General features: G+C 45.3%; 9 protein-coding genes. 3 read left to right on the top strand and 6 right to left on the bottom strand.

Going from position 1 to position 16,294, the window contains the following annotated elements:
- Positions 1–213 precede the first annotated feature (213 nt).
- Positions 214–1,644: a family 43 glycosylhydrolase gene (locus tag MHB85_RS15740; RefSeq protein WP_341073202.1), complete on the bottom strand. Its 1,431-nt coding sequence runs from the start codon at positions 1,642–1,644 to the stop codon at positions 214–216.
- A 795-nt stretch (positions 1,645–2,439) separates the two neighbouring features.
- On the opposite strand from MHB85_RS15740, the gene MHB85_RS15735 reads away from it, so the two are divergent.
- Entirely contained in the window at positions 2,440–3,732 is a 1,293-nt protein-coding gene (locus MHB85_RS15735) for an alkaline phosphatase (RefSeq protein WP_374954403.1), read from the top strand.
- 83 nt (positions 3,733–3,815) lie between these two features.
- On the opposite strand, the gene MHB85_RS15730 is transcribed toward MHB85_RS15735, so the two are convergent.
- A complete protein-coding gene (locus MHB85_RS15730; RefSeq protein WP_306299287.1) occupies positions 3,816–4,538 on the bottom strand; it encodes a DUF421 domain-containing protein in 723 nt (240 codons plus the stop codon).
- 539 nt (positions 4,539–5,077) lie between these two features.
- Here MHB85_RS15730 and MHB85_RS15725 point away from each other — a divergent pair.
- Together MHB85_RS15725 and MHB85_RS15720 are read left to right on the top strand one after the other, a co-directional pair.
- A complete protein-coding gene (locus MHB85_RS15725) occupies positions 5,078–5,518 on the top strand; it encodes a hypothetical protein (protein WP_105598833.1) in 441 nt (146 codons plus the stop codon).
- A gap of 108 nt (positions 5,519–5,626) precedes the next feature.
- The gene (locus tag MHB85_RS15720; RefSeq protein ID WP_091018869.1) at positions 5,627–6,097 is read left to right on the top strand and encodes a ferritin family protein; all 471 of its coding nucleotides are present in this window, start codon (positions 5,627–5,629) and stop codon (positions 6,095–6,097) included.
- 124 nt (positions 6,098–6,221) lie between these two features.
- On the opposite strand, the gene MHB85_RS15715 is transcribed toward MHB85_RS15720, so the two are convergent.
- The 4 genes from MHB85_RS15715 to MHB85_RS15700 form a co-directional block, all read right to left on the bottom strand.
- Positions 6,222–7,109 (bottom strand): cation diffusion facilitator family transporter, encoded by an 888-nt coding sequence (locus tag MHB85_RS15715; RefSeq protein ID WP_105598832.1) that lies wholly within the window; start codon positions 7,107–7,109, stop codon positions 6,222–6,224.
- A gap of 336 nt (positions 7,110–7,445) precedes the next feature.
- A complete protein-coding gene (locus MHB85_RS15710; protein ID WP_341073201.1) occupies positions 7,446–12,485 on the bottom strand; it encodes a golvesin C-terminal-like domain-containing protein in 5,040 nt (1,679 codons plus the stop codon).
- 307 nt (positions 12,486–12,792) lie between these two features.
- A complete protein-coding gene (locus tag MHB85_RS15705; RefSeq protein ID WP_341073200.1) occupies positions 12,793–14,001 on the bottom strand; it encodes a GDSL-type esterase/lipase family protein in 1,209 nt (402 codons plus the stop codon).
- A gap of 17 nt (positions 14,002–14,018) precedes the next feature.
- Positions 14,019–16,250 carry an FAD-dependent oxidoreductase gene (locus MHB85_RS15700; RefSeq protein ID WP_341073199.1) on the bottom strand — a complete coding sequence of 744 codons (2,232 nt, stop codon included), beginning with the start codon at positions 16,248–16,250 and terminating at the stop codon, positions 14,019–14,021.
- Between the last annotated feature and the right edge of the window lie 44 nt (positions 16,251–16,294).

The following is a 16,294-nucleotide window of genomic DNA, read 5'->3' as shown; positions in this document are numbered from 1 at the left end:
GTAATAATACGATTTATTGATATGGATGTCAAATACATTCTCAAATGAAGGAGTTCAATAAGTTACATCCCCTCCTCAACCCTACGGTATGGGCTTGTTTTAGGTGGATGACAAAAATGCCTGCCAAAACCGCTAAAAGCGAATTCTGACAGGCGTTTCAAAGTGTATCCGTTCTTCATAAAATAGCGATTCAATTGAAAGTCTTATGTTAGGTTAGAGTATAACAGGCTGAATCAGTCCGTCCTTACCAAAAAGAAGCGGGTCCATACATATTTCGCGGTGATAGCCCTTTCCAGAGGAGAATCTGGATAGTGGCGTGACAAAACGGTGATAGGCTATCCGGTACTGATCAGTTTCGGAATCATTAAAGATACAGTGATGACCTGTGCCCAGCATGCCCTTCTCGACATTTTTGCTCAAAATCGGGTATTGATAGGTAATTGGACCGTATAATTGCTCTGACGTACCGTAATTCACATGATAGTTTTCGCTGCCTGTATCATCACAGGACCACGTAAAGTGGTAACGTCCTCCCCGCTTCAACACCGTTACCGCCTCACGAAAATCATGGAGCCCTGAGAGATTACTCATGGTGTCCTCCAAGACACTTGTCATGTTTTCATTAAGCTCCACAATGGCAGCATGTCCATTGCCAAATAGCAGATACGGTCTTCCATCTTCCTCAACATAGATGGAGGGATCAATAGCCTGGCCCATGGTAATGCCCAGACGTTTCAACTGCTCCATTGTGATCAAAGGTTGCGACTCGGCCAGGAATGGACCAATCGGTGTATCCGCTACAGCAACGCCGATGGCACTCACGCCGTTCAGCATTTTGCCACAGAAATAAAAATAGAACTTCCCGTTTCGGCTGGAAATTGCCGGTGCCCAGGCATTACCGGTTGCCCAAGGGACATCCTCTGTTCCCAGATCAAGGATCACACCTTCGTCTTGCCAATGCTGGAGGTCTGAAGAAGAAAACACCTTGAACTGTGTTCCCGACCACCCCTCGAAGCCATCTGTTGTCGGATACATATAGTAACGATCCTCAAACTTGGCGACATCAGGATCGGCATATTGTCCCGGAAGCACCTGATGACCATCCCCGAAAGCCGCGAGAAGCCGGCTGCACTCATCAGTTGTGATGGGCAGGACACTTCCATGCCGTTTTTGAGTCGTTCCCATATCAAAATCACTATCAGGGACAATTCGGAATTCTCCGCTTCCCAGATCTGTAGTCAACAGAGGAAGATACCCTTTGCCTTCTGCAAATCGATCGACAATCAGGCACCATTCCTCCCTGTTATTGAATTTAAAGATCTGAGGTCCCTCCACACCTGCCACAGCCTCCAGGATAGGGGCTTGCAGCGTAACGAAAGCTCCTTTGTCGAGAGAGTCTCCTTTTTCTACCCGTATGTTTTTGGTTGTTTCATCCTTGGAGTATCGATAGTAACAACCAGCCGAAGGAAGGATCGTTGTATCAATAATATGATTATCCCGCTCAATGTATTTTTCCGATGTGGAGAACGTACGGAAGTCTTTTGTACGAGCGCTGTATATTTTTTGCTTTCGTTCTTTCTCCTGAGGTTCTTGCGTTGCAGAAGCCCAAAATACGAGAAACTCATCTGTTTTTTCATCATACACAGCTTCGGGTGCCCAGACACATCCAGCCCCTCAACACCCAGTGTAACGTTCCATGGGGATGACCAATTCACGAGATTGCTGGATTCCCATATAATTACGTCCCGGCTCCCTGCATTAACGGCATGAGTCCATCCTTTGCCGCTTGCGATGCGGAGATCCGTAGCAATCAGATAGAATTTATTTTCCTTGACTGAACGAATCAGAAACGGGTCCCGTACCCCCTTTTCTCCAAGATCGGAAAACAGCACAGGCATTCCACCATTAAGATCCTTCCAGTGAAGACCATCCTCGCTATAGGAGAAATAAACCTGCTCTCCGTCTGGTTGTTCGCCAATAAAATGTACAAAGAGATACCCATTATAATTTGGAGTTGGTGTGGTCAATGGCAAGAGCCTCCTGAAATGAAATTGGATTTAAACTAACCTAAATAAAAAAATGAAAGCGTTCTACTTATGATTTATCATACTTCAAAAATAGTGGCATGAGTATATTTTTATAATCTCGTCTGTTGCAGATCATGTGAATCTTTCGTTGGAACCCTATTGTCCTGATTGGGATGTTTGACTTACTGCTCATGCAAAGAATTAACACATCGCCTTATTTTACCTTAGGTATACAAAATTCTTGGTTTTCATTTACAAATGAATGATAACCTTTTTAATGATGAACAAATGAATATAGATTCATGCATTCATTTTTGTTTTCGAGATATGATGAGGAGGAATCATTGTGAAATTATCCAAAAGAGTATTACCAGCGGTAGCGCTGACTCTGGCTGTATCGGCTTCTAGTCTCTTGTCTGCCGGACAAGCAAGTGCCGTTCAAGCTGTAAGTGTAGAGAAAAAACAAATCAAGAACATCATCTTCCTCATTGGGGATGGCATGGGGACCTCTTATACTTCTGCCTACCGTTATATGAAGGATGATCCTTCAACGAAGGGCATGGACAGAACCGTATTTGACCCTTATCTTGTCGGGGCACAGATGACTTATCCGGATGATGATAAACAAAATGTGACGGATTCCGCTTCCGCAGCAACAGCCATGTCCGCAGGCGTTAAAACCTACAATGCTGCTATTGCGGTCGACCCCGCACAGAAGGAAGTCAAAACCGTACTGGAGCAGGCCAAAGAAAACGGGAAAGCCACCGGGCTCGTGGCTACATCGGAGATCACTCATGCCACACCGGCTGCATTCGGTGCCCATGATATCAGTCGAAAAAACATGGATGCCATTGCGGACGATTATTATGATGAATTGATTAATGGCAAGCATAAGGTTGATGTCCTACTGGGTGGAGGGAAATCCAATTTTGTGCGCGAGGGTCGTGACCTGACGAAGGAGTTCCAAAAGGCCGGATTCAGCTATGTGACGGATCGTTCCGCTCTCCTTGCTGATAAGAATCAACAAGTGCTTGGACTGTTTGCCGATGGAGGATTGGACAAGATGATCGATCGTACTGCTACAACGCCATCATTGGCTGAGATGACCAATACAGCGATTGATCGCCTCAGTTCGAACGACAAAGGGTTCTTTCTAATGGTCGAAGGAAGCCAAATTGACTGGGCAGGACATGATAATGATATCGTTGGCGCAATGAGTGAAATGGAAGATTTCGCGGCAGCATTTCAGGCAGCTATTGATTTTGCCAAAAAAGATGGTGAAACACTTGTCGTAGCTACTGCCGACCACTCCACGGGCGGACTTACGCTTGGAAAAGACGGCGAATACAACTTCTTCGTAGACCCGATTAAAGCTGCACTGCGGACACCAGACTTCATGGCCGCACAAATTGCGAAGGGTGCTTCGGTTGAAGAAACACTGAAAAGTTATCTGAAACTCGAGTTGAAGGCGGAAGAGATTGAATCGGTGAAAGAAGCAGCCAAAAGTGCAGATGTAACGAAGATTGATAATGCCATTGAAGCAATTATTAATAGTCGTTCGTTTACGGGTTGGACCACAGGTGGACATACAGGTGAAGATGTTCCTGTCTATGCCTACGGCCCGGCAAGTCATCGCTTCGCCGGTTTGATCGACAACACAGATAATGCCAAGATCATATTTGATATCCTCAGCAAGCACCAATAATTTCACCATAATTCGGTAGTTTACGATCATCCCTTCTCTTCTTTCATCTGAAGAGAAGGGAATTTTTTTCATTTCTGATGGTGTCACTCGACATCAATGGGATGCTTGATTTGATCCTCATAATAATCAATATAGATCCTGCCATCACTTCCTTTTACAGCATAGAATACATCGTTTATGTTCTTGCTTTTCGATTCAAGCTGTTGCATTAATTCCTTATCAGATATGCCATTCAGTTCAAGATTCTTACTTAACATCTCCCCGTCCATAATTAACTCCACAGGCATGCGTTCTGGATTGGATTCTACCTTCTTATGAATATCCGCAAGCGTAGCTGTTCTATAGTTGGCTTTTTTCATGACTGAGACTTGTCCATTCACTTCGAGCAAAGCATACTCCACTTCTTCTATGTTGAAAATATCTTTCTGTCTTAGCACTTGGTTTAAGGAATCCAATGTCAGTTTATTCTTGGCGAGGTTATTTTCAAGAATTTTGCCGCCTTCAATTAATACGGTAGGTGAACCTTCTGCCAGTAGGCGGATTTTTCTGCTTTTCAGATTTAATTTAGATAACAGATAAGAGGTTCCGGTAAAAACAATTAGAGAAATAATCAGATGTGTGACTTCTATTTTCTCGTTAAAAGCTAGATTGGCAGCTATGGCTCCCATAATGACTGCGGTGACAAATTCATGGAAGTTCATATCAGACAACGTTTGTTTTCCCAATATACGAGCAATACCCAATAAAAGCAAAAAGGCAAAGATACTTCGGGTGAAGATGATAACATGTTCGTACAATACAAGCACCCTTTCACTCGTTAGATAATTATGGAACTCTTTTGAGTATTCACAGAATTATTCTTAAATATGTCGCCTTATTTAATGCTATAAACGGAAAGCAGGCTACCTGATCCCCTGCCAAAGTTAATACTTCGATTCGGCCGGGCTGGTTCTCCGCGCTGCTGAGGATGACCAGGTCAGAATTCTTTAGAAGCTTCAGGATATTAATTACAAGTCACACATGCCTTTTCCGAATTTGCCAGTATGCATTATATCCCATGGAGTTGGTTACCATATACAACACCACTTGCTTTGAAGGGAGAGAAATCCGATAAATGCAGTTAACGATTGGTTAAGGCAGGTCGCCCACAATTATCTACTCATTGTCATTGCTGCGGTGCTCTTTTTTGCTGTCAAAGCAGTCATTGGATTCTACACGTACAAGCATTATGACAAAAAACTGGATGCACTTACAGATAAGGTGGATCGTCTTCTCGAAGAGAAAACAACGGAGTGATGCAGCTTATTTTGAACTATAGAAGCAACAAGTTTTGGAGGAAAAATGCATGATAGGAAACATTCTGTTGGGTATGGTCATTCCCATTATAATGGGCGTATGGATTCTGCGTCGGAACTTTACAATCCTTATTCAATATTATCCACTCGGCGTGGCTATATCGTCCTGCATTAACAATGTAGGATTCAATTATTTCTGGAACATTCTCCCGAATACACGTAACCAATCCTATGCTGCTCTACCAATGGATCTTGGAATCTATCCGATTGTCGGTTGCCTGATGATGTATGCGATTTTAGTGAAAGGGGCCAATCCATGGTTAGCGATCCTTGTTGCATCATTGTCGCTGACCTTAATTGAGTGGGTTGCGAAAATGATGGGACATGTCATTTATTTTAATGGATGGAACATTTTTTGGACCTTTTTGTCATACCTCCTGCCATTTGTTATTGCTTATGGTTACAGTAAAATATTGACGTATACCAAGTGAATTTTCACTGAAGCTTTCGAATAATAAGCCGGGACAGATTGATATGGGTTAACGCTGATAGGCTTACGTGCATACCCTAACTCATATTGGTCTTGGAGGGATTCGTTAATGTATGTGACATATCCGTATGGTTACAGGTACACTTTTACTCCGGTATGGGCAACATCATCAGCCGAAGCACTTGAATTAATCAAATCCGCTGTGCAGGGAGAACGAAACGACGAGATTTTCTATGATTCACTGATTCAGTTGTCACCTGATGCCAATCAGGCTGCCATCATCACGAGCATCCGTAATGATGAACGTGGACATAATCAAATGTTTCGGCAAATGTACAAAGATCTAACGGGTCAGGAGATTTCCGGCGTAAGTAGTGAGCCGGTTGAGACGGTCACCTCTTATCTTGCTGGGCTGCAACAGGCGTTTCAAGGTGAATTGGCGGCCGTGGAAAAGTATAGAAAAATATGGTTTGGTCTCCCTTATGGCATATATAAAGACACGGTGTGGGGGATCATTCTGGATGAACAGAAACATGCGGATAAATATAACAATCTGATTACCTACAATTTGCCGAGATAGTGATGTAGGGGATAAATAACGCGTGTATTCGTTCAAAAATAACAATTGGAATCAGCAAAAAACCAGTGAATGAGTTATATTCACTGGTTTTGCTTTGCCTGGTCACTCTTTTAAAATCTAAATCTCATATGCATTCTTTCAACATATCAGGTTCCACATGAACGTGAACGGTGTATACGTCATGCTCCTCCATTAACTCGTTCTCCACGTCTGTACAGATATCGTGTGCTTGTTGAAGATCCAGCTCAGCATGTACGGTGATGACAACATCCACGACAGCATTATTGCCATAATTGCGGGCTCTTACGTCTTTGACCTTCTCTACACCGTCTATTCCGGCAATCGTCTTTTTGTACTCCTGAATCAGTTCAACATCAAAACCATCGGTCAGATGATGTGTGGCTTCTTTGAAAATGTCCCAAGCGGTCTTGCAGATCAGGAAACCTACGATAACAGCCGTTACCGGGTCCAGCCATGGAAGTCCGAACTGAGAACCTACGATTCCAATGACCGCACCGGTACTCACCCAGGCATCGGAGATATTATCTCGAGCTGCAGCCATGACCGCCTGACTTTTAATACGTGTAGCAAGTCTCTTGTTATATCGATAGACCAGATACATGATAAACGCGCAGAAAATACCTGTGTACGCGGCGATGATATCCGGAGATTCATGTGTACCCTGGAACACAGAACCGATGGCTTCAAACAGTACCTGTAAACCTACTGCCATCATAATGAAAGAAGCAACTAATGACGCAACGGTCTCTGCTCTCCAGTGACCATATGTATGATCTTTGTCGGCTGGGCGTTGGGCAAGTTTCAAACCGATCAGTACAGCTATGGAGGCCACAATATCGGTGGCATTGTTTAATCCATCCGCCTTGAGCGCTTCTGATCCGGCCATATTGCCAACGATCAGTTTTAATAAGGTCAAACATATGTAGGCGATAATGCTGATGATCGCTCCGCGCTCCCCCAGCTTTAGATTATCGTATTTTAGTTGATCCAAAATGATATCCTCCTGCAATCTTCATTTCTAGCACGTGTATGATGGTATCATTGAAGATTTATGTGGGTCTAGAGAAACGTTTTGAGTGTGACGAAACATAATCTGAAAGCGGCAATTTTTTTAAGAGAATCCAAAAAAGTTGGATTTGGCAAACTTAAGTGTTTAATGGGTACGAGGAAGGTGGCCTAATGGCTTCCTTTCCTGTGACCACACCTTCTTGCTCCTAAACAAAAAGAGCCAAATGGATCGTTTTGATCCACTCGGCTCTTTGCTCTTAGCGTTATTTTACAATAATTGTATACCATCACTTGCCGTTGTTTCATTTCCATTCATAATTCACTGCTCTTGTTCAGAGAGTGTCGGTTCATCTGGTGCCTCATTTGCAAGCAACTGCGGATCATCGGAATGCCGTTCGAACATAACTGCGTCAACCCTCGTATAGATCATATCCGCAGGAAGCGTTGGCGGGTCTACCGTTGTAGGAGTAACCCTGGTTAAACGAACATACTCGCTGCCGTCTCCCGCGAAGTCGAACGTGCCCAGATTAACCCAACCCGATGATCCGACGGTTGCATCAATATAGGTGACCTCGGTACCCGTCTTATGCTTCACTTCCACTTTGACATGGTTATCGTTTGCCGTTGTATGGACGAGCTTGTAGATGGAAACGGTATATTTCCCTTCTGGAAACTGGCCTTTCCACGTTGCGGATGATCCTTGAACGGTTGAATAGCGGGATTTAACCCCAATTTTGTATCCAGCTAAATTGCTTTGGCTCCAAGACCCTTCTGTTGTGTATAACCCTGTTGTATCTGTACTATCGACGATAATCGTTAGGTCCTTAATCGTGATGTTCAAATGCGGTGTGGTTAAGGTCACTCCGTCAATCGTTACCGTGGCCCATACCTCAAGGTGATCCGTGCCCCCATCGAGATTGAGAAGAGTCAACACCCCACTGCTGTCCACTTCAGCCAGATCCGTACGATCAACGAAATACTGCACATCGGCCTGTGTAAGATCACCGATCAAACCGTTATCCAAATAGCCGGTTACGCTTAGTTGTGCGGTTTGAGTCATCTGCAGCTCGTTCCGATCGGACTGAACTACGGCAGACTCCAATTGCGGTATCCTGTTCGGGTCCACCCACATGATTGCATCGGCTACGACTCTGGATTTGTTGGCCTTGTTCGTTAGTTCCACGTACCCGCTATCACCTGCAGCAAAAGGATAATCCCCCAGGTGCACCCAAGTACCGTTCGTCATTGTCTCATCAACAGTAACCGTATCGGAGCCGCCGCTATGATAAACGGTAAACGAGGCATTTGTTGCCCAATTCTCACTCGTTGCAGTGTTTTGCGGAATCTTGTAATACACACTATAAGTGACACTTTCCGGCAGCTCAGGCCGCCATCTCATTTTGCTTGTTGCTGTGCTGGTCGTAGATTTGGCATACACATAGTTATCATAGTAATAATCGTTAGCCGTCGTATCCCTTATCCAGACGCCTTCTGTCTCCGCCTCCGTATTATCCACAATGATAGATGAATGATCCTGCCCATCATCGGGCTGGACTGGCGTTTCCGTTACCTGATCCGGCAGATAGAGTGTGCGCTTGCGGGTCTGTTTCCCTTCCGATTCCACGTAATACGTGAAGGTTTGGGATAAATCATTCACCCGTATCGACCATTCCATCGGGTAGATCGTATCCGGGACGGTTGTATAAGTAGCGCCACCATCCAACGAATAATGGATTGTCGCTGGTTTCGTTGTTTTGGCCTGCACATAAGCATCATAAACCGTTTCGTCAGGCTTAACGATCAGCATGCCTTTAACCGCGTCAATTGGACTGTGGGTATCAAAGAAATAACTTGCATCCGATGTATCTGCCGTTCTGACCTGATGCAGCGGTACAGCAATATCGAGTCCCTCTACAATGATCGCGGTGATGCCCTTGCCTGAAACCGTGGCTTGAATGATTCCACCACTCATAACCGTTTGTTCTGGTGTACCATTGTCGCGGATGATCGTTACAGTATAGTCTTGTGCCGGGTTGAACCCAATGATCTGTTCATTCAATTCGATCGGAGTCTGAATTTCTTCTGACGATGCGTTGCTTAGCCCAATGTAGAATTTATCTCCACTCTCACCTGTGATCCAGTTCAATTGAGGATGATTGGTCTTAATGATCCCCTTCGGCATCCATAGCCAAACGTCGGAATTGCCATAAAATTGACCTGGTTTATTCCCATAGAGGTGATATTTGAACCATAAAAAATTCGTTTCAAATACGGAAGGGAATGTAATGCTCCCGTTCGATTTCAAGGATTGTTCACTGATCAAATAATCCATCGTTTGCCCGAGCTGCCCGGGTATGTGGTGATAATAGATGGATGTAGCTCCGCTTGGGCCTTCCAGTGGAAAATCGGGTTCAAGCTGGCTAACGGCGAAGCCCTTATAGTAATAACCTGGATAACTGGAATACCGACCAATAACCGCATTATGAGCAATATCCTGCAGCAGTTTATCCCCTGTATAGAGCGACAATCTTAGCATGAATGGAGCTTCCTGAGCATTCATCCGATAATAGCCGGTTGTACTTCCTGCTTCAAACGTCAATCCGCTTGGTGAAACAAGCCAACGCTCCGCTTGAACGCCTCCGGCAATATCTTCGGGAAGCTTGAGCCGAGGATATTGAAATTTACCACCCTCCGGCCAATGGAACGACTCCGCGTAATTATATGTTTCCGGCTGAGGAATCGTAACGTTCCCTTCAGGAACTGGACGAGCAACAAACATGGTTGCATACCGTTTGGCTTCCTTATAAGCGGCATCCAAGTATTTGGGATCCTGAGTCTCCTCATATAGCTCCAAAATCTCCATCCACAGCTTGCTATAATAATAAATGAACTCATTTTTACTCACATCGACAGATGCAGGCGTATCGATATGTTGCGTGATATAACTGTCGGCTGCATCCTTTGCAGCTTGCAAATACTGCGCATTTCCCGTCATCCGATACATCATCAGGGGCTGAATGACAGGACCCCTGTCTTTCTGATCCGGGTCACGCACAAGGTACTCTTCCTGTGCCAGTGCCCCAATCCCTGCCGAAGTGCCCATCATCTGATTGACAGCGGCTACACTTGAAACATCGAACGGCAGAGTAGCCATTTTCCATAACGAAGGCACACCGTATACTTTCTTCTGCGTTGGCGACCAACCGATACCGTTTCGCGATACGCCATACTGGACGGACGGCAGTGCTCTCGTATCGTATAGCTGGTCATCCCCAGTTAAATAGTAAGCTCCCAAAAGAACCGCATTTGAGCTTGTTCGGACGCTATCCTCGTTTTCAATATCGATAAAACCCTTGGCACGGCTCCACCACCCGCTGGGTGATGGGACATAATTCACAGAGTCGTCCCCTTGCGGCTCAACCTTAAGCAAATCGATCATATTAAACATCGCATCAGTAAGCGACTGATCTGACACATTTTCCCGATAAGCTGAATAACCATAATCATTGCGAAGAATATCCGCGTAGGACTCATACAGTTTGCTTTTTTGAGCGATTAGCCCAATATGAAATTGATACGTGCTTTCTGCGGTCATTTGGGAATAAGTCCCTAATTGAGGCGCATACAGGATTGGCTGCACGCTGCCTTCGTTGTTGACCAGGCTCATGCCCAGCCGTTGTTTCGTAACGCCTCCCGTCGGTTCAAATTCAACCGGAAGCTCTGCCGAAGGTACAAATACGCCATACGTCAATGGATTTCCCGCACCATCATTTTTCTCAACCAGGCTCATCGGAGCGCTCAGCTCTCTTAAACTTGTTGATTCCACCGTACCTACCATTTTGGCATGTGACCTAAATCCATTTAACACTTCATTAATGCCCGAGACTGCCTCTGTTGTGAAGGACTGATATCCAATCACATAATTGCCGTCGCGGCGAGGCGTAAAGGCAAAAGAGACATCTAATTTATCCCCTGCCATGGACCAGTTCACTTCAAAATCGTAATCACTGCCATGCGTAGAGTCGGTTAGTACCGCCGTCTGGCTGTCGGGAAAATGGACCCCGTCGAATGTAATCCAGCGTTTGTTCATCGTATCATAGTAATTGGTTCGGCTGCCCGCATTCCCGTCCAATAAAACCCATTGTTCCTCCAATCTTTCCGATTCATTATTAATTGGCGTCCAATTCCCAGTGACCGTGTTTTTATAGAACATGTCACGAACGATGGATTTGCCCCCATCCCATGTCGCCTCGTAGAAGGTCGCTTTATAGTTATCATTTTCGATGCTGCCTTTTTCCGTGTAACTGAGATTCGCTAAGGTACGGCTTCTTAGCGGGGGGAGCGGCGGTGCTTGTTGACGGATATTCCCCTCGAACTTGACTGCATCGGCCCGCGTAATAATTGTACCCGTAGAAGGCTGCGTTCGAGTCAGCCTGACAAATTCGCTATCATCACCACTAAACTCATATTCCCCCAAATCAACCCACCCGGTTGATGGACCTGACGAGGGTCTTAGATCCAGAAACTTCACATCCGTAATCCCGTTATGAACAATCTCAATTTTCACATTACTATCTGCTTTGTCCGCCCAATCCAGCTTATAGAACGATATTCTCGCCGTCCCCGCTTCCAAGCGCGGATTCCATGTTATCGTTCTGCCTACAGCATCCGTATATTTGGAACTGGAATTATTGTATCCTTTCACTCCCGCGCTTGTGGTCCAATACGGAGCGGAGAATCCGTTATTGGTATTGCCTGTATCAACAGTGACGACATGATCAATTGTGAGGCTTCCATCATCAATGATGATCGTCTTATGTGGCTCCTTTTGCTCAATGTTCCCTTCGAACTTGACCGCATCCGCACGTGTAAGGATCGTGTTCGTGGTGCCGGTAGACCGGGTCAATTGAACAAACTCTTCACCAACCCCGGAAAAATAATACTCTCCCAAATCAACCCAACCCGCTGGCTCGCCAGATGAGGGTCTTAGATCCATAAAGACTACATCCGTTGTCCCATTATGAACAATCTCAATTTTCACATTGCTATCTGCTTTATCTGCCCAATCCAGCTTATAGAACGATATTTTCGCTGTTCCTGCTTCCAAGCGTGGATTCCATGTGATCGTTCTGCCTGCTGTACTCGTATATTTGGAGCTGGAAAGATCATACCCCTTTACCCCTGTGCTTGTTGTCCAATTTGGAGCCGAATATCCATTGTTCTCGTTACCCGCATCAGGTGTTAGAACATCATTGATCTTGATACTCCCGTCATCGATGATAATGGTCTGATAAGGTAAGGTCTCCGCATAAGCGGCCCTTATTCCAATCAGGCTGAAAGGAACTACGATCGTCAACATGAAAACGATGAAGAAAAACAGCTTCCTTTTGACCATACAATTCACAGCCTCTCCTCAATAATGGTAACGCTTTCAAAAATAGATTGCCTTTTGCTCAAATGATTGTAAAAAAACAATTAACCTTCGCCTTCTGCCTAATCCCGCTCTGTCGTTTTTATCTTAGCATGTTAAATTACGGTGAAATTTCTTTCATTTTAAGAATTTTTTATACGATTTTAAGTAAAAAAAGAAACCTACATCCTAATTGATTGCTCAGTAGCAGTCAGATAGAATATAGGTCTTCCAAGTGTTCCAAGTGAACCATCCATTATAATGGCGGCTGCACCAATAACAACTTTCCAAGCTGAATGACCGTTTGATCATACCAATCCGGATGCTGCTGAACATGTGCCATACTTCTTTCATTGCCACTTGCCTCAAACACGGCCGATTTGTCAGTTTTCTCGTGATCGATCTCGAAGCGAACGGTATGTTTTCCATTTGGTAGCTCCGGCAAGAAAACATATTGATTTCGATTATGATCGTTATAGAGTGTGAATCGATCAATAAGGAATGGTTCCCCTCCATCCACCGACACCTTCAATCTGCCAGAATCCGGCCCCCCGATATCAAATAAGCCGATGTGGGTTCCCTCAAACTCCACTGTGATCGCCTCTCCGGGATCAACTGCTCGCCATAGACCGGGGAACAACCAATCATACTCGCGCACTAAGGCAAAATCATCGGAAGTCATGTAAGACCATCCTGCGGAAAAATGAGTGAGTTGATCCAGTGGCAGCATGGTTGCATACTCCCAAGGATTGGCCGGGACCAGAGTGTCTTGCGGCAAATGATGTTCCACTTTTCCCACGTGATCTCGAAGTTCGCTCATTTTCTCAAATGACCGGGTGATGGTGTCTGTGTAAATCTGGTGTCCTTCGGGAATCGTTGGATGGATCGAATCATGCGTAAAAATAACGGCACCGGGAATGGATACATCTGCACTTGAGGTGAAAATGAGCTTTTCATCTGAAACCAATTGACTGACCGTCACGCCTAGATGAATCGAAGGAATGCCGTAATAGTCGGCAACTTCCTCTTGCATAAGTGCACCCTTCTGGTACTCGCCGGATTGAAATAAGTTCAAATCCCGCTCCTTAATCGTATATACGAACAGGATATCGGTAAACGGGCTGTGCTTGCGCATCTGGCGGACAATTCCTTCAATCCGCGCCTTGGATTCGGGGACTCCCCCATCATTTCCGACAAATTCAACAAACACGAGATCAGGCTGATGACGCAGTACATCGGTCTCCAAACGGGCGCAGCCGAGGTCCGATCCTGTCCCATCAATGCCTGCGTTCACTGCGCGGATATCGGCTTGGGGATATTGCTCTCGCAGCCAATCCGCGGTCATGACCCTGTATCCTTCCGAACGTGTATTACTGCCGCCAAAATAAACGATGGTCACAGGTTCCCCATTTTCCAACTTCTGAATGACATTAGGTAGCCCTCTCCGAGGAAAAAATTCTTTCATCGCAACTTCACCCGACCTCACTTCGCATTTTTAGGAGCAAAAAATTTCACTGCAAACACTTCATAATAAGGTGAGCCATACGTTGCACAGAAATTAAACCGGATCTGGGTTACACCTTGTGCATGCACCTGATGTTTATTCAACGAAAGGTAATTCCCGCGGATATTAATTTCACTCTTGGTTCCATCTTCTAAAGTTAAAGTCACATCATAATCCTGGATCAGTGGTTCGATCGGATCGTCGAAATGCTCCAAATTCAGTTCTGAATTGAAAATAAGATGGATTTCATCCAGATTCTTGGGGCTTGCAAAACCAAATTCCAACCATTCCTGTCCTTCCGTACGTTCCGATATCCAGCCGTTAGGCAGACCATAAGGTCTGGAGAAACCGTTGACAACATTCGTGGGATTATACATATCCTGGGATGGGTTCAGGTCTTTGAAGCAAATGCTCTTATTAAGTTTTTTCAGCCTGGATGGCTCTTCCGGTCTATAAAGGAAGCTAACCGCTCCAGTCATTTTCTCTTCATTGCTGTGTACAGTAAGGCCCGCCGTACCTTCCAATACAATGTAGATTTTGTCGTCTTCTGGCTTCTTGCAGCTGAGGTCCAGTGTAATCCAGTCATCGTGACCCGCTGAAATAAGCAAGTGATAGTCTTTCAGCTCGCTGGTGGGAATATAGTTTTCCTTCCGCTCCCCGCCGTACAGCTTCACTTGCAACGTTTCCGATTGCTCGGATCTATTTTTAATTTTGATCTGCACACTTTCAGCCACGGATGTCTGAATCGGCAAGACCAAACATAACGCTCTTTCCAAGGAGATCTCTTCGGTTGGATGAAGCTGTTCATAGCTTCGCTGAGAAGAGGCACGAATCGTTAATCCATCTGCGAAATAAGGATCCAACGGCTCTTGAAGCCCTACAATCGTTTGCCCGTCTCGAAGTAGCTGCGCCTGAAGCTCACCCATATGGGCTTTGACGATGGCCGCGGGGTCTGTATCATATTTTACACATAACGCAGCAGCCGTTCCTACCGCCTGCCCCATACAACCACAGGTTGCCATCACTCTTGTAGATCCAAAAGCCACGTGGGTAGCGCTTATATTGCGGCCAGCGAACATGAGATTAGGGATATTGCGTGAAAATAAGCTGCGAAACGGGATATTATACAATCCAGGCACAAAATTCCACGCGGTAGCCGGCCCCTCATCGTAGATGCCTTTATTTGCATGCAGATCCATATACCACCCTCCGACGGATACCGCATCCTCGAAATGAGGTTTTGCTGTAAGATCGTTCTGAGACAACATGTGTTCACCTATAAATCGTCTCGACTCTCGCTTTCCCGGAATCGGGCATACATAATCCAGGATAAGATTGTCTACATCATCAAATTCACCGCTATTTTTGATATAATCCCAGATTCCGTACACCAATTTTCGCAATTCTAATGCGATGTCTTCATTATTCTTGATAATATCCATATGTCCGCCGTATTCCAGCCACCACAATCCGCCAAGCCCGTTGATTTTTCTTGGAAAAGACCGATGGTTTAATCCTTTTCGGATACTATCAAAAAACTCCAGCTTCGTAATATCATACGCAAAGCCTGGCTTTGTGTAAGGAACGGGATAGTCTACGTCACGGGCTTGAAACAGAATCGTATCGCCCATCGTGTAATGATCCGCCACTTCTGGAGCGAGCTCCTCCTTGTATTCATGCGTCGCCTCTCTTCCCCATCGGAAGTGAGCTCCTGCCTGGTATCCAACAATTCCATCCCCGGAGCAATCGATGTAGGTGGGGCTTTCAAAACGAAATTTTCTCTCGGAAGCCAATTGAAGGCCCTCCACCCATTGGATTCTGCCGTTCTCCATACCCGTTTCATGAACGCATGTGTTCAGGAATAGAGAGATGTTGGGCTCATCATAAACCATGTCGAGTAAGACTGTATCCGAAAGCGAAAGCATCAACTTCTTGTTGTATAACGGATTGTAATGAAATATCTTCAGCTTCAGTTCTTCTATCAACCCGCCCTCTCGAGCATAGTAGGATGGACTGTTTCCGAGATAAGCCGACCCGTTGATATGCACTCTGACCTCGCTGCTCGCATTTCCCCCTAGAACCGGCCGATCATTAATAAGTGAAACCAGCAGCCCTTGGCGTGCTGCTGCAATGGCAGCACATATCCCTGCAATACCTCCACCTACGACGGTTACATCAGCTTTTATAGACTCCATTTTGATAACCTCCATGATTAGATGCTCCTATCATGGTAATGGTTTTGGTACCTATTTTT

Origin of the sequence: Paenibacillus sp. FSL K6-4396, from assembly GCF_038002525.1 — a bacterium.
Classification (GTDB): domain Bacteria; phylum Bacillota; class Bacilli; order Paenibacillales; family Paenibacillaceae; genus Paenibacillus; species Paenibacillus amylolyticus_B.
The sequence above is the reverse complement of the archived record's forward strand: the minus strand, read 5'-3'. Positions and strand labels throughout refer to the sequence as shown.

Excerpts from the sequence above, each read along its gene's own strand:
- MHB85_RS15700 (WP_341073199.1), bottom strand. The coding sequence starts at position 16,250 with ATGGAGGTTATCAAAATGGAGTCTATAAAAGCTGATGTAACCGTCGTA.
- MHB85_RS15710 (WP_341073201.1), bottom strand. The coding sequence starts at position 12,485 with ATGTTGACGATCGTAGTTCCTTTCAGCCTGATTGGAATAAGGGCCGCT.
- MHB85_RS15705 (WP_341073200.1), bottom strand. The coding sequence starts at position 14,001 with ATGAAAGAATTTTTTCCTCGGAGAGGGCTACCTAATGTCATTCAGAAG.
- MHB85_RS15725 (WP_105598833.1), top strand. The coding sequence starts at position 5,078 with ATGATAGGAAACATTCTGTTGGGTATGGTCATTCCCATTATAATGGGC.
- MHB85_RS15720 (WP_091018869.1), top strand. The coding sequence starts at position 5,627 with ATGTATGTGACATATCCGTATGGTTACAGGTACACTTTTACTCCGGTA.